Raw genomic sequence first — 18,255 nt, 5'->3', positions numbered from 1 at the left:
GGGCTCACCTAATTTGGCTGCGTTCCAAACAAAGGGGGAGCGGTGTACCTGTTCGGCGGCGACTACAACCCGGAGCAGTGGCCCGAGGAGGTACGCGCCGAGGATCTGGCGCTGATGCGCGCGGCCGGGGTCAACCTGGCCACGGTCGGCGTCTTCGCCTGGTCGCGGCTGGAGCCCGAGCCCGGTCGCTACCACTTCGGCTGGCTCGACCGGGTGCTCGACGACCTGCACAGCGCGGGCGTCGGCGTCGCCCTGGCCACCCCGACCGCCTCCCCGCCGCCCTGGTTCACCCAGGCCCACCCCGACGCGCTGACCCGGCGGCGCGACGGCGTACGCCTGGTGCACGGGTCGCGCGACACGTACTGCGTCAACGCCCCCGCCTACCGGCGCGCGAGCGAGGCGGTCACGCAGCAGCTCGCCCGCCGCTACGCCGACCACCCGGCCCTCCGGCTGTGGCACGTGCACAACGAGTACGGCACCTGGTGCTTCTGCGACCACTGCGCGGCCGCCTTCCGCGACTGGCTGCGCGAACGCCACGGCACCCTCGACGCGCTCAACGCCGCGTGGACCACCACCTTCTGGAGCCAGGAGTACGGCGACTGGCCGCAGGTGCTGCCGCCGCGCGCCACCCAGTACCTCGGCAACCCGGCGCACGAGCTGGACTACCGGCGCTTCCTGTCGGACAGCATGCTCACGGCGTACACCCGGCAGCGGGATCTGATCAAAGCCGCGGCGCCCGGTGCCGTCGTGACCACGAACTTCGTGCTCGGCGGCTGGGTGCCGGTCGACCACGCCCGCTGGGCCGCCGAGGTCGACCTGGTCGCGATCGACCACTACCCGGCGAGTCTGGACGGCGCCGTCGCCGAGAGCGCGTTCGCCGCCGACCTGGCCCGGGGCTGGTCGCGCGCGGCCGGACACGGCGGACGCTGGCTGCTGATGGAGCACGCGCCCGCGCACGTGACCGAGGGCGCGATCCAGCGGCGCAAGCCCCCGGGCATGCTGGAGCGGATCGCGCTCGGGCACGTCGCGCGGGGTTCAGTGGGCGCGCTGTACTTCCAGTGGCGGGCCAGTGCGGGCGGTGCCGAGCAGTGGCACAGCGCGCTGGTCGGCCACGGCGGCGCCGATACCCGGATCTTCCGCGAGGCCGCCGCGCTGGGCGCGAAGCTCGCCGTCGTGCCTGCCCCCGCGCCGCTCGCCCCCGCACAGCCCGTCCCCGCACAGCCCGTCCCCGCGACGTCGTCCGATATCGGTCCGCAGGTCGGGCCGGCGGCGCAGGTGGCGGTGTGGTTCGACGAGCAGTGCTGGTGGGCGGTGCAGGCGGCGCATCTGCCCGCGCCGGTCGACTACGAAGCGCAGGCGCGGCGCTGCCACGCCATGCTCCGGGGGCGGGGGTACACCGTGGACGTGGTCCCGCCGAGCGCGGACCTGTCCGGCTACCGGGTGCTGGTGGTGCCCGCGGCGTACCTGGTCGACGACGCGTCGGCCGCGAAACTCGCGCGGTTCGTGCGCGCGGGCGGCCACCTGCTGGTGACGTACCTGTCCGGGCTGGTCGACGCGAACGCGCGGGTGCGGCTGGGCGGGTACCCGGGGGCGCTGCGGGACCTGCTCGGCATCGTGGTGGAGGAGTTCGACCCGCTGCCACCGGACATGTTGCGGGTCCTCGACAACGGGGCCGTCGCGCGCGGGTGGACCGAGTGGCTGTCGGCGCCGTACGCCCGGACCACCGCGCGCTACCCCGACGGACGCGCCGCCGCCACCAGCCGGACCGACGGCGCCGGGACGGCCCGCTACCTGTCCTGCGAGCTCGACGATGCAGGCCTGGGGGCCTGGCTGGAGGCCGCCTGCGCCGACGCGGGCGTCGCCCCGACCGTGCGGGGACTGCCCGACGGCCTGGAGGCCGTGCGCGCGGACGGCCTCCTGTGGCTGTTCGACCAGGCCAAGCTACTTCTCGTTGTTGACGAACTCCGGGTACATCGCGGTGAACTGGCCCAGAGTGTCGTTCTTGGCAGCCTTGAACATCTCCAGGGTGAGATCGTCGAGGCGCTCGAAGCTCTGCCCGTTGACTTTGTAACTGTTGTACTGGCCGCTGTTGGTCTTCAGCAGGACCAGGTCGGATCCGGCCAGGTCCTTCATCGTGAACAGGAAGTCGATCAGGCTGACCTTCAGTGACAGCAGCATCGACTGGCCGACGGCCTTCAGCAGAGCGTTGATCTTGCTGATGTCGGTGAGCGCACCGCTGGTCGTCGCCTTCTTCATCATCGCCTTGATGAGCTGCTGCTGATGGCGCTGCCGGGAGTAGTCGCCCTGGCCGTCGGCCGCGCCCTTGCGGATGCGGGCGAAGTCCAGCGCCTCCCAGGCCTGCATGTCGCGGCAGCCCTTCTTGTGCAGGTACTGCTTGCCGTTGATGCCGAGGCGCTTCTCCACCGGCAGCCCGTCGTTGCCCGACCCGTTCACGTACGTCGGCTTCCCGCCCGGTTTGAGCACGAAGTAGTGCGAGGACCTGGTGTCCGCCTCGACGCACAGGTTCACCGAGCCCAGCGTCTCGATGACCTTCTTGAAACCGCCGAAGTCGATCACGGCGGCGCCGTCGAACTCGATGCCGGTCAGGTTCTTCACGGTCCGGGCCGTCAGCGCCAGCCCGCCCGCCCAACCGCCGCCCTTCATCGCGCCCCGAGTGAACGCTCCGTTGATCTTGTCGGAGATCGACTTCATGCCGTTCGGAGCATCCGGAACGGTGACCCGGGTGTCGCGTGGGATCGACATCAGGTACGCCTGGTCGTGCGTGGCCGGGATGTGCACCAGCAGGATCGTGTCGGCGCGGGCATCGTCGTGCTCCTGGGTGGAGCGGGTGTCGATGCCGAGCAGGAGCAGGTCGATCGGACCGTCCAGTGCCTTGCCGCCGGACTCGGTCGGCTGCTTGGCCGCGTCGTCGAGCACGTCGACGACCTGGATGCTGTCCTCGAGGGTGCCGACCACCGAACGGATCGCGATGACGGCGCCGCCCGCCACGAGCATCATCAGCGCGCCGAACGTCATCGCCAGGGTCGCCCAGAGCGGGCGTTTGCGGCGCCGGGACTTCGGTCGGCGCCTGCGTTCGGTGGTGGTCTCGGTCGGCTCGAGGCCGTGCTTCTTCCGGCTGCGCTGCTTGGGAACGGACGTAGTGGACTTGCGGCGGGACGTGGTCGCCATCGCCGTACCTCCCCGTGGTCAGAGTGACACCACTGGGATGACGGCCCCCGCCGCCCCAAACCTTGCCCCGTACGCAAACTTTCCTCGCCTCCAGCACGAAGGAAGGGCACCTTCTTATCGTTTTGCGTAGAAGAAGGTGCCCGTGTTAACGGGGCGGGATCCGGACGCTGCCTATGGGCGGTTCTGGGTTCGGGACGATATGCGCGCAGTCCAGGAGTCAGGCGGACAGGTGGCGTTGCGGTATGTCCAGGACGAAGCAGGCGTTCTGCATGATCTCGACGAGCGCGTCGCCGACCTGGGTGAGCACCTCGTCAGGCAGGTCGAGTCGTAGCCGGAGGACCGTGGCGAAGCCCAGGGCGGCCGCGGCGCGTGGGCTGAACTCCAGCGAGAGCACCGGGCCGATGAGGCGACGCGGTCGACTGGCTGGGGTGCGTGGTCCACGCCGCCACCGTAGAGCCGTGCGGACTCTGGTGCGCGCGGGTTTCAGGAGTGGGCGGGGCGTCCGGAGACCGGGTACGCGACCTGCGGGTGCGGCTGACCGGGGACCTGCGGCGCGGGGGCCTGTCCGTTCGCCGGGTCGTGCGGCGCGCCTTGACCGTGGGTCGGCCCGTGACCGTTGCCCGCACCGTGGCCGTTGCCGTTCGGGGCAGCGTGGCCGTTGCCGGACGTCGGCCCGTGACCGTTGCCGTCGTAGCTGTGGACCGGCACGCCGTGTGCGTATCCGGCGGGCGCCGGGGCGTAGGGCTGGTGGCCGTTCGTGGCAGCGGGTTGGTCGGCGGCAGGGTGGAAGACCGTGGCCGGGCTGAAGCTCTGGGTGTGGACGTAGCCGTTGGCCGGGGCGGGAGCCCAGGCCGGTGCGGGCTGCGGCACCGGAATCGGTTGCGTGGGCGGTGTCGGCGGCACGGCCGGGGCGGGCTGGGCCACCGGGATCGGCGGGGCCCCGGCGCCGGTGTCTTCGGCGGTGCGCTTGCTGGTCTGGGAGGCACCCGGCACCTGGAACACGCCGCGGGCCGGATGTGGCGGCAGGCCGGGGACCGAGGCGGAGGTACGGCGCACCGGTAGCGGCACCGGTTCGGCGACCAGGTCGTGCTGTGGTTCGGCGAATCTGGTCAACGCGATGACCGCGCCGAGGGTGAGCACGAAGCCGAGCGCGGCCACCCACACCATGCCGCTGCGGATCTGGTCGCCCAGCAGCAGCATGCCGATCGCGGCGGCGGGCACCGCGCCCGCGGCGTCCATGGCGGCGACGGCGGCGTTGGTGGAGCCACGCTGCATGGCCAGGCCGAGCAGCAACTGGCCGGTGAGCGAGTGGGCGATCACCAGGTACAGCAGCGGGTTGAGGCCGAACTCGACGATGTTCTGGGCCGAGGCCAGCGGGCGGGCGGCGATGGCGGCGGAGGCGAAGCAGAGCCCGGCCAGCGAGCCCAGCACCACCGAGCCGAGCACGCCCTTGACCTTGCCCGCGACGACGCTGACGCCGGCGATCGCGGCCAGGGCCACGACCAGCGAGATGATGCCCTTGGCGTCGAGCGGCTCGGCATGCCCCGGCTTGGCCGAGGCGGCGAGCATGCCGATGCCCGCGACCACCAGCGTGAGCAGGGAGATCTCCGCCATCGGGAGTTTCCACTTGAGCAGGACGACGCCGCAGAACGCGGTCACGCACAATCCGGCCGTGACGGCGGACTGGACCAGGAACAGCGGCAGATCGCGCCGGGCGCCCAGGGCCAGGAAGAAACCGAGGATCTGGCAGCCGAGCCCGAGCAGGTACGTCTTGTTGCCGAAAAGCCGCAGCAGCAGGCCCGGATCCAGGTTGTCGGTCGTCGCTGTGCGTGTTGCCGCCATGGACTGCAACAGGTTGGCGATGCCGTACGCGGCGATCATCGCCACCAGGAACCACCAGCCAGAGGACACCACCAACGCAGCTTAGACCCTTAGGGGTCGGGTGCGCCCCACCCGGCAGCCAGATAACCGAGTGAATGAGACTGACTACAGAGCGCGAAGGCCTGCCGGACTCAGCTTTTCCAGGACATCCTCGTGTAACTGCCCGTTGGTCGCGATGGCGGAGCCGCCGCCCGCGCCCGGCCGTCCGGACAGGTCGGTGAAGTTGCCGCCCGCCTCGGTCACGATGGGGACCAGCGCGGCCATGTCCCACAGCATCAGCTCGGGTTCGATCATGATGTCGAGGGCGCCCTCGGCCAGCAGCATGTAGCCGTAGAAGTCGCCGTACGCGCGGCTGCGCCAGGTCTTGCGCATCAGGTCGAGCACGGACGCCAGCCGCCCGGTCTGCTCCCAGCCGTCGAGCTCGGAGTAGCAGAAGCTCGCGTCGGCCAGGCGGCGCACGTTGGAGACGTGGATCGGGGTGGCCGCGGCCTGGTGGCGGCCCGCGAACGCGCCCAGCCCGCGCGCGGCCCACCAGCGGCGGCTCAGCGCCGGCGCCGAGACCAGGCCGACCACCGGCTCGTCGCCCTCCATCAGCGCGATCAGCGTGCCCCAGATCGGCACGCCGCGGATGAAGTTCTTGGTGCCGTCGATCGGGTCGATGACCCACTGCCGGTTGCCGGCTGCCCCGGTGACCCCGAACTCCTCGCCCAGCACCCCGTCGCGGGGGCGGATGCGCGCCAGCGTGGAGCGCAGCGCCTTCTCCACCGCGGTGTCGGCGTCCGTGACCGGAGTGAGATCCGGCTTCGACTCGATGCGCAGGTCGAGTTTGCGGAAGCGCGACATGGAGATCGAGTCGGCGGTGTCCGCCAGCGCGTGGGCGACGCCGAGGTCGTCCGAGTAGCGGGCCATGCCGAGAATTTATCGGATCTCCGCGATAAGCCGGTATCGGGTGCGAATACCTGCTGGACCAGCCGGGTAGTTTCGTCGGCATGAGTACCGACCGGGATCGGGTGCTAGCGCCCTTCCTCGACGAGTCGGGACGCATCCGCAGCATGCCCGCCCGCGCGGGCAAGCGTCGGCTGCTGCTCGAACACGTGGTGTGTGCGTTCGAGCCGGGCGTACGGCTCACCGAGCGCGAGGTCGACGCGGTGCTGCGGGCGTTCTACGAGCACGACTGGGTGTCGCTGCGCCGCTACCTCATCGACACGGGCCTGATGGCGCGCGAGGACGGGGTGTACTGGCGCACCGGCGGCTACGTCGACGTCTGACCGGGCTCGGTGTCGCCTGCCCGCGAGGCGAGCAGCCGTCGGAACGAGGCCAGCCGCCGCGCGTCGGCGCGACCCTGCTCGACCCAGGCGTCCAGGTTGCACTCGCCCCCGGTGTGTTCGCAGTTGGGCGGGCAGTCGACGGTCCCCTCGACCAGGTCGGGGAAGCCGTGCAGCAGGTCGTCGGAGGAGACCAGGGCCAGGCCGAAGCTGCGTACGCCGGGAGTGTCGATGATCCAGGACTCCTTGCGGTCGGGCAGGCGCAGCGCGACCGCGCTGGTCGAGGTGTGTCGCCCCTTGCCGATCGCGCTGACCGCGCCGACGGCCCGACCGGCCGCCGGGATCAACCGGTTGACCAGCGTCGACTTGCCCACGCCGGAGTGGCCGACCAGCACCGACACCCGCCCCGACAGGCGCTCGCGCAGCTCGGCGAGGTCGCCGTCGGGGCGGGTCAGCACGTGGTCGAGGTCGAGTTCGGTGTAGTAGGACAGCACCGTCTCGGGTCCGGCGAGGTCTGCCTTGGTCAGGCACAGCAGCGGCTCGATGTCGGCGGCGTACGCGGCGACCAGGCAGCGGTCGATGAAGCCCTCGCGCGGCGGCGGGTCGGCCAGCGCGCTGACGATGACCAGCTGGTCGGCGTTGGCGACCACGACCCGTTCCAGCCTGCCCTCGGCGGTGGTGTCGTCGTCGTCGGCGGTCCGGCGCAGCACCGAGCGCCGCTCCTCGATCCGTACGATCCGGGCCAGGCTGCCCACATCGCCGCTCACGTCGCCGACCAGGGCCACCTCGTCGCCGACCACCACCGACTTGCGCCCCAGTTCGCGGGCGCGCATCGCGGTCACCTCGAACGACTCGCCCTTGCGGTCGCCGGCCACCACGCAGGTGTAGCGGCCGCGGTCGACCGCGACCACGAACCCGGTCACCGCGTCGGAGTGGGTGGGCCGGGTCCGGGTCCGGGGACGGGAGGAGCGGGTGGCGCGCACCCGCACGTCGTCTTCGTCGTACTCCCGCTTGCGTGTCACCTGCTCGCCCTCACTGCCCGGCCAACTCGCCCCATAGTGCCGCGAATTCGGGCAGCGTCTTGGCGGTACACGCCACGTCGGACAGCTGAACCCCGGGCACGCGCAGGCCGATGACGGCGGCCGCGTGCGCCATCCGGTGGTCATCGTAGGTCTCGAAGTGGGTGCCGGTCAGCGGCGCGGGTGTGATCTCCAGGCCGTCGGCGGTCTCGGTCACCCGCGCGCCCAGCGCGGTCAGCTCGCGGGCCAGGGCCGCCAGCCGGTCGGTCTCGTGGGTGCGGATGTGCCCGACGCCGCGCAGCACCGACGGGCTCTCGGCCAGCGCGGCCAGCGCGGCCACGACGGGTGTGAGTTCGCCCACATCGGAGAGATCCGCGTCGATGCCGCTGATGACCCCGGTGCCCGCGACGGTCAGGCCGTGCTCGGACAGGGTGAGCGTGCCGCCGAGCTGGGTGAGCAGTTGGCGCACCTTCTCCACCGGCTGCACGCTGCTGCGCGGCCAGCCGGTGAGGGTGACGCTGCCGCCGGTGACCAGGGCGGCGGCGAAGAACGGCGCGGCCCCGGACAGGTCGGGTTCTACCTGCCAGGCCCGGCCGCTGAGGCGGCCCGGCGCCACATGCCAGACGTTCGGGGCGGAGTCGTCGACGGCGGCGCCCGCGGCGCGCAGCATCTGCACGGTCATCCGCAGGTGCGGGGCGCTGGGCACCGGGTTGGTGCCGACGTGGCGCACCGTGATGCCCTCGTCGAAGTCGGCGGCGGCCAGCAGCAGGCCGGAGATGAGCTGGCTGGACAGCGAGGCGTCCACGTGCACCTCGCCACCGCGCAGGCGGCCCTTGCCGTGCACGGTCAGCGGCAGGCCGTCGATGCTCGAGGCCTCGATGGTGGCGCCGAGTTCACGCAGCGCCTTGAGCAGTGGGCCGAGCGGGCGCTGCCGGGCGCGCGGGTCGCCGTCGAAGGTGACCGGGCCGTTCGCCAGCGCGGCCAGCGGCGGCACGAAGCGCATCACCGTCCCGGCGAGGCCGACCTCGACGTGTGCCGGGCCGACCAGCGGCCGGGGCCGCACTTCCCAGCGCTCCTCGTCGGCGGTGTTCACATGCGAGCCGAGCGCGCGCAGCGCGGCCGCCATCAGCTCGGTGTCGCGGGCCCGCAGCGGGGCGAGCAGGGTCGACGGGCCCATCGCGACGGCGGACAGCACCAGCGCACGGGCGGTGATGGACTTCGATCCGGGCAGTCGGACCACGGAGTTCACCGGGCCGGTCGCGGTGGGCGCGGCCCACGGCTGTAGCGGTCTGCTCACGCCCTCCAGTCTGCCTGATGGGCGCAGGCGTAAGGTGGGCGGCATGTGCGGGCGCTATGCGACGACGCGTACGGCGGTGGATCTGTCCCAGCTGTTCCAGGCCGAGGACGACACCGCGGGCGCCCTGGCTCCCGACTACAACCTGGCTCCCACCGATCCTGCTCCGATCGTGCGCATCTCCGCCTCGCGCGGCGGCCGGGTGGTGAGCGTGGCGCGGTGGGGGTTCCTGCCGCCGTGGGCCGACGATCCGCGCGGCGGGTTCAAGATGATCAATGCGCGGGCCGAGACGCTGGCCTCGTCGCGGGCGTTCGGACCGTCGTTCGCGGCCAAGCGCTGCATCGTCCCCGCCGACGGCTGGTACGAGTGGACCCGCACCCCCGAGGGCAAGCAGGCCTACTTCATGACCCACGCCGACGGCCTGGCCTTCGCCGGGCTGTGGACCGCCGGGAAGTTCGGTCTGACCTGCACGATCATCACGACCGCCGCCCAGGGCGCCCTGGCGACGGTGCACGACCGGATGCCGCTGCTGCTGGCGCCGGTGGACTGGGCGACCTGGCTGAACGGTCCCGCCGACGCGGAGCTGCTGACCCCGCCGGGACCGGAGCTCGTGTCCACAGTGGAGATCAGGCCGGTGGGCCCGCGGGTGGGCGATGTCCGTAATGACGGCCCTGAATTGACCCAACGGCTGGGCGGCTCGGCCGAACCGGTAACCCTGTTCTGATTTTGCGTCGGATCGTGACCGTTTGTGTCACGACTTTGCGGGTAAACCCTTGTCTGCACTCCCCGCTGTGCGGTAAGACACAGCGTCGGTGGACGCGGTCCCTTAGCGTCGACCACATTCAAGCCGGATCCCATCGCCAGTGGCGCTGGGACCGACCCACGGGGGAGGTGGGTGGAATGACCCGTGCGCGGGTTCCGCGCCCGCATGAAATCGCGGCGGCTCGCCGCGATCCGCGACTTGCTCGCGCGGTGCGGGAACGTCATGACAACGCCTGGCGGACCAGAGGCGCATGCCAGGCCGCCGATCCGGAGACCTTCTTCCCGGCGCCGTTGGAAGCGGCCGACGCAGCAGTGCAGCTGTGCGGTCGTTGCCCGGTGTCCGGGGCGTGCCTGGCCTGGGCACTGAGCGTCGGCGACTGCCACGGCGTCTGGGGCGGCACGACCGCCCGGGAACGCCGGGCGATGCTCGTCGCCTGGCGTACGGAGGAATCCGCGGACGAGATGCAGTATGTCGCGTTCGGGCCCCAGCCGGAGCTGGTGGTCTCGGCGGGACAGCTGCAGGCGCCACGTCGGGGCGCCAACCGGCGCATCCCGACGCAGAGTCGGGCCGAACTGGCCCTGGTCACCCTCGGCGAGGCCGAGCGGGACACCCGTCAGCACGGCGTGCCGCTACTGGCCAGGGAGCACGCTCACGCTGCATGATCGTCGGTGTGCGCACAGGCACGCTGACCATCGAGACCGACCGCGGCCCGGCACGGGTCGACCTGACCGTGCCGGGCGGTCGTGCCGCCCCCGCCTCATTGCTCGTGCTCGGGCACGGGGCGGGGGGCAGCGTCGACGCCCCGGACCTCACCGCCGTGCGTGACGGCGCGCTGGCCGCGGGTGTCGCCGTCGCGCTGGTGACCCAGCCCTACCGGGTCGCCGGGCGGCGTACCCCGCCCCCGGCGGGGCACCTGGACGACGCGTGGCGGGCGGTGCTGGTGGTGCTCGTGGGACAGGCGGGGCGGGTGCCGGTCGTCGTGGGCGGGCGCTCCAGCGGTGCCCGGGTGGCCTGCCGGACCGCCGCCGAGGTCGGCGCGGTCGGGATCGTCACCCTGGCGTTCCCGCTGCACCCGCCCGGCAGGCCGGAGCGCAGCCGCGCCGACGAGCTGGCGACAGGGCTGCCCACGCTGGTCGTCAACGGTGATCGAGATCCGTTCGGCGTGCCCGGTGCCGCACCCGGCATCGAGCTCGTTGTACTGGGTGGGGAGCGGCATGACCTGCGCAAAGCCCCGCACGCGGTGGCCGAGGCGGTGGTCACGTTTCTGCGTGCGCACGGCTGGGCGCGCTGAGTCGGCAGGTGCCCGAGTGACGGGCACCACCCGGCGTGGCCGTCCGGAATGCGGGAGCCGCCGTGCGACGTTGCACCCCCCGGACAGGCCGGCACCCGCCGGCCCCAGGGCGAGAGGTGGGCGATGGTGCGAACCGGTACACGCTGCCTGGCACGGTCGAACGACGATCCGGTGTTGCGTGCCGTGGAGAATCTGCTCTCCGCGCCACAGTGGCCCGCGGCGCTCGACTCCGACGCGGTGAACGGCATTACCGCCGTGCCCGCGCCCCGGGTGCAGCTGGCATCGGTAGAGTCAGCCTCAGCGCAGCGGCCCGTCGTGGAGGAGCCGCAGCCGAAGAAACACCAGAAGGTGGTTTCGCGGTTGACCAGCACCGACAGCGTCGAAGAGCGTCGTGCCCGCTTCGAGCGGGACGCGATGCCCTTCCTCGACCAGCTCTATGCGGCGGCGCTGCGCATGACGCGCAACCCGGCCGACGCCGAGGACCTGCTCCAGGAGACGTTCCTCAAGGCGTACGCCGCGTTCCACCAGTTCGAGGACGGCACGAACCTCAAGGCGTGGCTCTACCGCATCCTCACGAACACCTTCATCAACTCGTACCGGAAGAAGCAGCGCCAGCCCATCCAGGCGCCCACGGACGAGATCACCGACTGGCAGCTGGCCGAGGCGGAGTCGCACACCTCGTCGGGCCTGCGCTCGGCCGAGACCGAGGCGCTGGACCGGCTGCCCGACAGTGACGTGAAGGAAGCGCTGCAGTCGCTGCCGGAGGAGTTCCGGCTGGCGGTCTACCTCGCCGACGTGGAAGGCTTCTCCTATAAGGAGATCGCCGACATCATGGGGACGCCGATCGGCACCGTGATGTCGCGGCTGCACCGCGGTCGACGCAATCTGCGTAACCTCCTGGAGGATTACGCCGCCGAGCGCGGCTTCACGGGTCAGCACGCTCGGGAGGCGTCATGAGCGACCACGAGGACAACGACTGCCGCGAAGTGCTCACCGAGGTCTACCTCTATCTGGATCTGGAGTGCAGCGAGGATCGCCGTTACGTGATCAAGCAGCACCTGGACGAGTGCTCGCCGTGCCTGCGGGAGTTCGGCATCGAGCAGGAGGTCAAGGCCCTGGTCAACCGCTGCTGCGGACAGGAGCAGGCGCCGAACGAGCTCAAGGAGCGGCTGCGCGCCAAGCTCTCCGAGCTGGTCGTCGACCACGAGACCGCCCGCGAGCCGGGCTGAGTCCGTACCCCCTGGATGTGGAAGAGCCGCCCCCTGGGCGGCTCTTTTCGTGTGTCCGGGTAACGGGTCGGTAAAGAAGCGTGCGGTCGTGCAGGGTCTGGCACCGCCAGCGCCTCCTGTGTAGTGGAGGTGGCGGTGAAACCCGACGTGGAGCAGGAGTTCCTCGCATTCGTGTCGAGGGCGACCCCGGAGCTGTTCCGGGTCGCCTTCGCGCTGACCGGGGCGCAGCATGCCGCCGAGGACCTGCTGCAGACGGCGCTGGAGCGGCTGGTCCCCAGGTGGCGCCGGGTCGACGACCCGGGCGCGTACGTGCGGCGCGTCATGTACCACGAGTACGTGAGCTGGTGGCGGCGCTGGCGGCGGCGCGAGGTGCCGGTGGCGGTGCTGCCCGAGCCGGCGCTCGGCGCCGACCCCGCCGAGCTGGTGCTGCTGCGCCGGGTGCTGACCGCCGGGCTGCGTACGCTCGCGCCCGGCCAGCGGGCCGTGCTGGTGCTGCGCTACCTCGAGGACCGCAGCGAGGCCGAGGTCGCGGTGCTGCTCGGCTGCTCGGTGAAGACCGTCGGCAGCCAGGCCTCCCGGGCGATGGCGCAGCTGCGTACGGTGTGTGGCCCGTTCCTGCAGAACCGCTCCGAGGGTGGTGTCCGGTGATCGATCTCGACGACGAGCTGCGCCGGGGCTTCCGCGAGCTGGCCGAGCACGGCCGGCCGGTCGACCTGGGCACCCGGGCCGTGGCCGCCGTACGGCGCAGGCGGCTGCTGCGCGCGGTCGGCGCCGGTGCGGTCGTGCTCGCGGTGCTCGCCGTGCTGACCCCCCTCTACCTGCTGCGCGGCGCCCGCCAACCGCAGCCCCCGGCCGAGGTGGCGGCCAGCGTCACGGTGTCACCGACGCCCGATGCTCCGCCCACCCCGACGGCGCGTTCGCCGCGCAGCGTGATCGGCGCGTACGCCGACAGCGGCGGGACCTGGTGGCTGCTCGACCCGAACCGCGGCCGCTATGAGCAGCTGGACCGGGGGTTCTCGGTGCTGGCGGTCTCGCCGAGGCTGGACCGGGCCGTGGTGCGGCAGGGGTCGCGCCTGGGTATCCGGCAGACCGCCACCGGGCGGCTCGACTTCGTGAACCTCGGCGTGGCGCGGGCGGGCCAACCGGTGTGGTCGCCCGACGGCGAGCGGGTGGCGCTACCCGTGCCGGACCAGCGCGGGCTGTTCACGGCGGCGCTGGTGCTCGATCCGGACCGGCTCGCCGTGACGCGGATCGACCTGTCCATGTCACCGGGGCGGCTGGCGTTCAACCTCAGCTGGCTGGGCGACGCGCTGCTGGCCGCCACCACGGACGCTCGCTGGCTCGGCTCCGACGGCTCGCTGTCAGGCGCGTCCGACGTGGTCTACGCCGTGTCGGACCTGACCGGGCACATGGTTCTCGACCGGGGCATCCCGACGGGCATGGCCCCCGAGTCGCACCTGTGGGTCGACAGCGGCATCGTGGCGGGGGAGACGTCCGTGGTGAGCGAGACGCTGCCTGGGCGGGTGAACCTGGCGCTGTGCGACCTCGGCCCGCGCCAGCAGAACCTGTTCCAGGTCGTGTCGCTGCGGGAGCCCGACCTGGCGGCCGGGCAGACCTGGACGGTGCGGGTGCTGGGGCTGCGGGTGCTGCCGGGGCGGGGCCGCGCGGAGGTGGTGCTGGAGCAGCGGGTCACCGCGGGCGGGCACACCGTGTCCTGGGGGCTGTACCTCGCCGGCCCGTCGGGGGTGCTGCGGCAGGCTGCGCCGACCGGAGCGGCCCAGGTCCTGGTGGTGCCCGCCACCGACGTGCCCGGCGGCGCGCTGCGCCTGGCCTTCTGAGGACGCTGGTCAGCGCAGCGCGAAGACGGGCCCGCGCGGGGAGAAGGGCAGGCGGGCGCCGGCGGGCATGAGGTAGGCATGCTCGCGGCGTACCCGCAGGACGTCGCACGCGCCGTCGGTGATGATCAGGATCGGGCCGTCGGCGGGGAAGTCCTCGGCGCGTTCGAGCAGGCGGATGCCGGGCTGCAACTCGGTGCCGCCGCGTCCGCGTACGCGAACCCGCCCGGCGATCTCCTCCACCGGCAGGTACCCGGCGTCGTAGGCGGCCGCGTCGCAGAAGACGACCCGGGCCGCGGGCACATCACGGGCCAGCGCGTACGCCGCGATCGCGCCCAGCGCCCGGCCCATCAGCTCGGCGCTCATCGACCCGGACGTGTCCAGCACGACGCCGAAGGTGCGCTGCCGCTCGGTCTGCTCCGGGAAGTAGCGGCCGGGCCGGGGGATGCCCGGCGTCGAGGCCTGGCGGCGGGACGGGCGCGCGTAGGTGCGCAGCGGCTCCAGCGGGGTGAAGAACCGGTCGAACCACTGCGCCAGCTGCACGTCCCAGGGCGGCGGCGGGTTGTCCAGCACCCGGATCTCGGCGACGAGCCCGGCGGGCAGCAGCCCGCGTCCGGCCTGCTCGTGGAAGGACAGCCCGCCCGCCAGCGCCCGGCGGTAGAAGTCGTCGAGGTCGCCCGCGCGCCGGGCCTCCTCGGCGCCGGGCGTGGGGTGGGCCAGGATGTCGCCCAGGCCGCGGCCGCGCAGGGTGGCGAGTTTGCGGTAGCGGCGCAGGTTGGTGGTGATCTCGTCGTACACCTGCTCGCTGGACTTGCCCTTCAGCTCCGGGTCGTACAGGACGTCCTCGGGCAGCTCGCCGACGCCCATCTCGACCAGCCAGCCGTTGATGACGAAGTCGGTGGCGACGTTCCACAGGTACGGGTCGCGGGGACCGGTCCGCTCGCCGTGGCGCAGCGCCGCGTGCAGCATCTCGTGCGCCAGCACGAACCGGCACTGCGGCTCGGACAGCTTGTTCAGCGGGTTGACGTAGATCTCCCCGGCCGCCGCGTCGACGGCCGCCACCGAGATCTGCCACGCGCGGGTGAGCTCGACGTCGGCCACGATCCGGAACCCCGCGGCCAACGCCCCCAGCAGCGGGTACGACGAGACGAACCAGCCGCGTGCCTTCTCCCACGGGCTGTCGGGATCGATCTCGCCCTCGGGGCGCGTGCGCACCTCGCCCGCCGTCCGCACCGCCTCGGTGGCGGCCGCGGCCAGCCCGACGGCGAACAGCTCGGACCAGGTCAGCGGCGGCGGTCCGGCGGTCCGCCCGGCGCGGGGGGCGCAGTCGTCGGGCGCGACGTCGGCCGGGTCGTGGTCGGGCCCGGCTCCGCCACAGCCCAGCGCGCCCAGCTCGGCGGGCACGGCAGTGTCGCGCCACAGCTGCGCCATCCGCTCCTCGTCGCCACCGGGCAGCTCGGCCGGGACCGGAAACGGCGGCTTGCCCAGCCGCAACTGCTGCTGGAAGCGGGCCACCGCCACGCACGCCGCCGCCTGCGCGGCACGGTCGGCGCGGCGCCCCGGCTCCAGGTGACCGAAACCCAGGTGCAGCACGCAGTGGGTGAGGATCCAGGTCCACTCCTCGGCGTCGGCGCGGGCGGCGCTGTTGACCGCGATCAACCCGTCCGGGTTCACCCGCGCGTAGCCGCGGGCGCGGCCGAGTTCCTCGTCCTGCGTCCAGTGGGTGCGCACACTGCGCCGCCAGCCCATTCCGCCGGAGGTCAGCGGACCGAACATGGGCAGGCCGGACACGGCCTTGACCGCCGCGGTGTAGGCCTCCTCGTTCGGGTCGAGCTTCGCGTGGCCGCGGCGCTTCATGCCGGGCGCCCGTTCACACCCGCGCCGCGACCAGGCGCGGCAGGTCGCGGGTGACCTCGACCAGGAACCAGGCGGGCAGCACCGGCTTGCCCTCGGCATCGGCGGCCACGACGAGCTGCGCGCACTCCAGCGAGATCTCGGCCAGCTCGACCAGCAGCCCCTTGGCCCGCAGCGCGAACTCGCGCACCGAGCGGGAGGCGTGCTCGCGGCTGGCGGGCAGCTCCTTGACCAACCGGGCGCGGAACGTCTCGGCGAAGAAGTAGAGCAGGTCGCGGTCGGTGACCGCGCGCGGCCAGGAGGCGTCGCCGCGCACGATCGCGTCCAGCCCGTAGCGGTGGCGGACCGTCTTGACGTACGCGCAGAAGCCCGCCGCGTGCGCGGCGGTCAGGGTGCCTCCGGCCAGCAGCCGCAGCGTCTCCTCGGCCACGCCCTCGCCGTAGGAGGTCAGTGCGTCCGACAGCATGTGCCACGAGCGCGGGCTGGAGAACGGCTCCTCGGTCTTGGGCGGCTGGGTCCACAGGTGGTCGGGGCGCTGGGTGAGGTAGTCCAGCACCCAGGGGTGGATGCCCGCCCCGGCGGCCCAGGCCAGCCAGTCGGTCGCCGAGGCCCGCAGGTGCACATGGATCAGGCGGTTGACCAGGGCGGAGGCCATCGGGCGGGCGAGCGCGTTGTCGGTGGCGCGGTTGCCCGCGCCGATCACGATCGAACCGGCGGGCAGCTCGTACGAGCCGATGCGGCGGTCCAGGATCAGCGAGTAGAACGCCTTCTGCACCTCGGGCGTGGAGGCGTTGAGCTCGTCCAGGAACAGGCAGTACGGGTCGGTGCGGGCGATCGACTCCGGCGGCGCGAAGCGGCTGCGGCCGTCGATCAGCTCGGGCACGCCGATGAGGTCCTCGGCGGCCAGCTGGGTGCCGACCAGGGTGACGCAGGGCAGGCCGAGCGACTCGGCGAAGGCGCGGACCAGGGAGCTCTTGCCGATGCCCGGGGCGCCCCAGACGAACACGGGCCGGACCACCGCGACGTGCAGCAGCAGGTCGGGCAGCCGGGCGGGGGTGACGGTGAGCGCGGAGTGCACGACGGAGAATGGTCCGCGCCGCCGTGCACCCCGGCAACGGAATTAGCTGTTGGGTCGCTTGCCGTGGTTGGCCTTCGAGCCCTTGCGCTGCCTCTTCTTACGCGCGCGCTTGCCCATGTCGACACCTCTTCTCACAGACGGGTGCAGGTCAGTCGAAATCCTATGCGCCGGTTGGCCGACCAGGGTCCGGCGCTCCGTGATTGGATACGGTCGTCTTGCTTCAGTGAGGAAGGGACTGGTCATGGCCGAGGAGATCCGTGCCGAGATGGTGGCGAACGTGTGGAAGGTCGTGGCGTCGGCCGGGGACGAGGTATCCGACGGCGACACCCTGGTCATCCTCGAGTCGATGAAGATGGAGATTCCGGTCATCGCCGAGTCCGACGGCGTCGTCTCCAAGATCGCCGTCAACGAGGGCGACGTCGTCCAGGAGGGCGACCTGATCGCCGTGATCGAGTGACGCGCCGATGAGCGAGATCGTCGTCCGTGCGGCTGTGCCCGCCGACCTGGACGAGATCGGCGAGCTGTCCGTCGCCGCGTACCGCGGTGACGGGCAGACACGCGAGGGGCACCCGTACGAGACCCGCCTGCGCGACGTCGGCGCCCGCGCGGAGCAGGGCACGCTGCTGGTCGCGGTCGACGAGCCGACCGGGCGGGTGCTGGGGTCGGTCGCCTTCACACTGGCGGGCACCCCGCTGGCCGAGATGTCCCGGCCGGGCGAGGCGGAGTTCCGGATGCTGGCCGTGGCCCCGTCGGCACAGGGCCGCGGCGTGGGCGAGGCACTGGTGCGCGCCTGCATGGACCGGGCCGCCGCGGCGGGCTGCTCAGCCGTCGTGATCTGCGTACGCGACTTCGCGCTGGACGCCCAGCGCCTCTACCGGCGGCTGGGCTTCGAACGCTGCCCCGAGCGCGACTGGTCGCCGATGCCCGGCGTCGTCCTGCTCGGCCTGCGCCACCCGCTCTAGGCCGGGCGGTCGATCAGCTCCAGCGCCACCTCGACGGAGGCCTCCCGGCGCTGGTCGTCGGTGATCTGCTCGTTCTCCAGCAGCAGCCAACTGGCGTGCAGCGACATCACCGCCAGGCCCGCGCGCAGGCGGTCGGTGGGCGTCGCCGTGGCCGGGTCGGCGAGCAGGTTGATGACCTGGATGAAGACGTCCTTCATCCGCGCGCCGTTCTGCGTGTTCTTGATGGCGGGCTGGTTCTGGTGGAAGAACTTCATGATCTGGTGGTGCTGGCCCCGGTGCAGCTGGTCGGCGTAGCGCAGCAGGAAGTCATGCCGGAACTGGGGGGTGCGCTCCTGCTGCTGGCCCCACTCGACGATCTCCCTGATCTTGTCGATGTGGTCGGCGCTGAAGCTGTCGACGATCTCTTCTTTGCTCTTGAAGTGGTAGTAGAGAGCGGCCTTCGTCACACCCAGCCGTTCCGCGATCTCCCGCAGCGACGTGGCATCGTAGCCGTGCTCGGTGAACAGCTCGAGCGCTACGGCCTGGATGCGGGCACGGGTGTCGGGCCGGCTGTCGGCGCGGTGCTCTGCAAGGTTCATCGCTGGCTCCGGAGTCG

18 protein-coding genes and 3 pseudogenes are annotated in these 18,255 nt (G+C 72.1%); 11 read left to right on the top strand and 10 right to left on the bottom strand.

Annotation, left to right across the window (positions count from 1 at the left end; translation table 11 throughout):
- Positions 1 to 42 precede the first annotated feature (42 nt).
- On the top strand, positions 43 to 2,169 hold the full coding sequence (locus KUA19_RS02445; protein WP_372451749.1) for a beta-galactosidase: 2,127 nt from the start codon (positions 43 to 45) through the stop codon (positions 2,167 to 2,169).
- Here KUA19_RS02445 and KUA19_RS44930 read toward each other — a convergent pair.
- The 4 genes and pseudogenes from KUA19_RS44930 to hisN all read right to left on the bottom strand — a co-directional run.
- Positions 2,068 to 3,015: pseudogene (locus KUA19_RS44930) on the bottom strand (LCP family protein); the annotation flags it as partial. The gene KUA19_RS02445 and the pseudogene KUA19_RS44930 sit on opposite strands and share 102 nt — an antisense overlap.
- Before the next feature lie 391 nt (positions 3,016 to 3,406).
- A complete protein-coding gene (locus KUA19_RS02440; protein WP_217394358.1) occupies positions 3,407 to 3,583 on the bottom strand; it encodes a hypothetical protein in 177 nt (58 codons plus the stop codon).
- Between the two features lie 632 nt (positions 3,584 to 4,215).
- Positions 4,216 to 5,070 (bottom strand): annotated as a pseudogene (locus tag KUA19_RS02435) (hypothetical protein); the annotation flags it as partial.
- Positions 5,071 to 5,175: 105 nt separating this feature from the next.
- Positions 5,176 to 5,979, bottom strand: coding sequence for a histidinol-phosphatase (gene hisN / locus KUA19_RS02430; protein ID WP_217394356.1), 804 nt, complete (start codon positions 5,977 to 5,979; stop codon positions 5,176 to 5,178).
- Positions 5,980 to 6,059: 80 nt separating this feature from the next.
- Here hisN and KUA19_RS02425 point away from each other — a divergent pair, with 80 nt between their 5' ends.
- Positions 6,060 to 6,338 carry a DUF2087 domain-containing protein gene (locus KUA19_RS02425; protein ID WP_217394354.1) on the top strand — a complete coding sequence of 93 codons (279 nt, stop codon included), beginning with the start codon at positions 6,060 to 6,062 and terminating at the stop codon, positions 6,336 to 6,338.
- On the opposite strand, the gene rsgA is transcribed toward KUA19_RS02425, so the two are convergent.
- A complete protein-coding gene (gene rsgA, locus KUA19_RS02420) occupies positions 6,323 to 7,318 on the bottom strand; it encodes a ribosome small subunit-dependent GTPase A (RefSeq protein ID WP_217394676.1) in 996 nt (331 codons plus the stop codon). The genes KUA19_RS02425 and rsgA overlap by 16 nt on opposite strands.
- Before the next feature lie 49 nt (positions 7,319 to 7,367).
- The gene (aroA, locus tag KUA19_RS02415; protein WP_372451748.1) at positions 7,368 to 8,651 is read right to left on the bottom strand and encodes a 3-phosphoshikimate 1-carboxyvinyltransferase; all 1,284 of its coding nucleotides are present in this window, start codon (positions 8,649 to 8,651) and stop codon (positions 7,368 to 7,370) included.
- Between the two features lie 43 nt (positions 8,652 to 8,694).
- Here aroA and KUA19_RS02410 point away from each other — a divergent pair, with 43 nt between their 5' ends.
- The 7 genes and pseudogenes from KUA19_RS02410 (at position 8,695) to KUA19_RS02380 (ending at position 13,769) form a co-directional block, all read left to right on the top strand.
- Complete coding sequence (locus tag KUA19_RS02410) at positions 8,695 to 9,372, top strand: SOS response-associated peptidase (RefSeq protein ID WP_217394350.1); 678 nt, start codon at positions 8,695 to 8,697, stop codon at positions 9,370 to 9,372.
- Between the two features lie 176 nt (positions 9,373 to 9,548).
- A pseudogene (locus KUA19_RS42355) lies at positions 9,549 to 9,869 on the top strand (WhiB family transcriptional regulator); the annotation flags it as partial.
- A gap of 200 nt (positions 9,870 to 10,069) precedes the next feature.
- Positions 10,070 to 10,702: an alpha/beta hydrolase family protein gene (locus KUA19_RS02400; protein WP_217394348.1), complete on the top strand. Its 633-nt coding sequence runs from the start codon at positions 10,070 to 10,072 to the stop codon at positions 10,700 to 10,702.
- Positions 10,703 to 11,050: 348 nt separating this feature from the next.
- Positions 11,051 to 11,659 carry a sigma-70 family RNA polymerase sigma factor gene (locus KUA19_RS02395; RefSeq protein WP_372451757.1) on the top strand — a complete coding sequence of 203 codons (609 nt, stop codon included), beginning with the start codon at positions 11,051 to 11,053 and terminating at the stop codon, positions 11,657 to 11,659.
- On the top strand, positions 11,656 to 11,931 hold the full coding sequence (rsrA, locus tag KUA19_RS02390; RefSeq protein WP_217394346.1) for a mycothiol system anti-sigma-R factor: 276 nt from the start codon (positions 11,656 to 11,658) through the stop codon (positions 11,929 to 11,931). The genes KUA19_RS02395 and rsrA overlap by 4 nt, the downstream gene beginning before the upstream one ends.
- Before the next feature lie 135 nt (positions 11,932 to 12,066).
- Positions 12,067 to 12,579: a SigE family RNA polymerase sigma factor gene (locus KUA19_RS02385; protein WP_217394344.1), complete on the top strand. Its 513-nt coding sequence runs from the start codon at positions 12,067 to 12,069 to the stop codon at positions 12,577 to 12,579.
- On the top strand, positions 12,576 to 13,769 hold the full coding sequence (locus KUA19_RS02380; protein ID WP_217394342.1) for a hypothetical protein: 1,194 nt from the start codon (positions 12,576 to 12,578) through the stop codon (positions 13,767 to 13,769). Before KUA19_RS02385 ends, KUA19_RS02380 begins: the two co-directional genes overlap by 4 nt.
- Positions 13,770 to 13,778: 9 nt before the next feature.
- Here KUA19_RS02380 and KUA19_RS02375 read toward each other — a convergent pair whose 3' ends face one another.
- The 3 genes from KUA19_RS02375 to KUA19_RS44925 are packed head-to-tail and all read right to left on the bottom strand — an operon-like array spanning position 13,779 to position 16,815.
- A complete protein-coding gene (locus tag KUA19_RS02375; RefSeq protein WP_217394340.1) occupies positions 13,779 to 15,623 on the bottom strand; it encodes a vWA domain-containing protein in 1,845 nt (614 codons plus the stop codon).
- A gap of 13 nt (positions 15,624 to 15,636) precedes the next feature.
- Positions 15,637 to 16,698, bottom strand: a complete 1,062-nt coding sequence (locus KUA19_RS02370) for an ATP-binding protein (RefSeq protein WP_217394338.1) — start codon at positions 16,696 to 16,698, stop codon at positions 15,637 to 15,639.
- Positions 16,699 to 16,740: 42 nt separating this feature from the next.
- Positions 16,741 to 16,815, bottom strand: coding sequence for a 50S ribosomal protein bL37 (locus KUA19_RS44925; RefSeq protein WP_372451756.1), 75 nt, complete (start codon positions 16,813 to 16,815; stop codon positions 16,741 to 16,743).
- 118 nt (positions 16,816 to 16,933) lie between these two features.
- On the opposite strand from KUA19_RS44925, the gene KUA19_RS02365 reads away from it, so the two are divergent.
- Together KUA19_RS02365 and KUA19_RS02360 are read left to right on the top strand one after the other, a co-directional pair.
- Positions 16,934 to 17,155: a biotin/lipoyl-binding carrier protein gene (locus tag KUA19_RS02365; protein WP_217394674.1), complete on the top strand. Its 222-nt coding sequence runs from the start codon at positions 16,934 to 16,936 to the stop codon at positions 17,153 to 17,155.
- A 7-nt stretch (positions 17,156 to 17,162) separates the two neighbouring features.
- Complete coding sequence (locus tag KUA19_RS02360; RefSeq protein ID WP_217394336.1) at positions 17,163 to 17,660, top strand: GNAT family N-acetyltransferase; 498 nt, start codon at positions 17,163 to 17,165, stop codon at positions 17,658 to 17,660.
- Here the strand turns inward: KUA19_RS02360 and KUA19_RS02355 are convergent.
- The gene (locus KUA19_RS02355; protein ID WP_217394334.1) at positions 17,657 to 18,238 is read right to left on the bottom strand and encodes a TetR/AcrR family transcriptional regulator; all 582 of its coding nucleotides are present in this window, start codon (positions 18,236 to 18,238) and stop codon (positions 17,657 to 17,659) included. The genes KUA19_RS02360 and KUA19_RS02355 overlap by 4 nt on opposite strands.
- Positions 18,239 to 18,255 lie beyond the last annotated feature (17 nt).

The organism is Catellatospora tritici (assembly GCF_019083965.1).
Lineage (GTDB): Bacteria > Actinomycetota > Actinomycetes > Mycobacteriales > Micromonosporaceae > Catellatospora > Catellatospora tritici.
This window is presented reverse-complemented; position numbering and strand designations above follow the sequence as displayed.

Coding starts and splice junctions, on each gene's coding strand:
- hisN (WP_217394356.1), bottom strand. CDS start 5,979: ATGGCCCGCTACTCGGACGACCTCGGCGTCGCCCACGCGCTGGCGGAC.
- KUA19_RS02425 (WP_217394354.1), top strand. CDS start 6,060: ATGAGTACCGACCGGGATCGGGTGCTAGCGCCCTTCCTCGACGAGTCG.
- KUA19_RS02355 (WP_217394334.1), bottom strand. CDS start 18,238: ATGAACCTTGCAGAGCACCGCGCCGACAGCCGGCCCGACACCCGTGCC.
- KUA19_RS02375 (WP_217394340.1), bottom strand. CDS start 15,623: ATGAAGCGCCGCGGCCACGCGAAGCTCGACCCGAACGAGGAGGCCTAC.
- rsrA (WP_217394346.1), top strand. CDS start 11,656: ATGAGCGACCACGAGGACAACGACTGCCGCGAAGTGCTCACCGAGGTC.
- KUA19_RS02400 (WP_217394348.1), top strand. CDS start 10,070: ATGATCGTCGGTGTGCGCACAGGCACGCTGACCATCGAGACCGACCGC.
- KUA19_RS02360 (WP_217394336.1), top strand. CDS start 17,163: ATGAGCGAGATCGTCGTCCGTGCGGCTGTGCCCGCCGACCTGGACGAG.
- KUA19_RS02410 (WP_217394350.1), top strand. CDS start 8,695: ATGTGCGGGCGCTATGCGACGACGCGTACGGCGGTGGATCTGTCCCAG.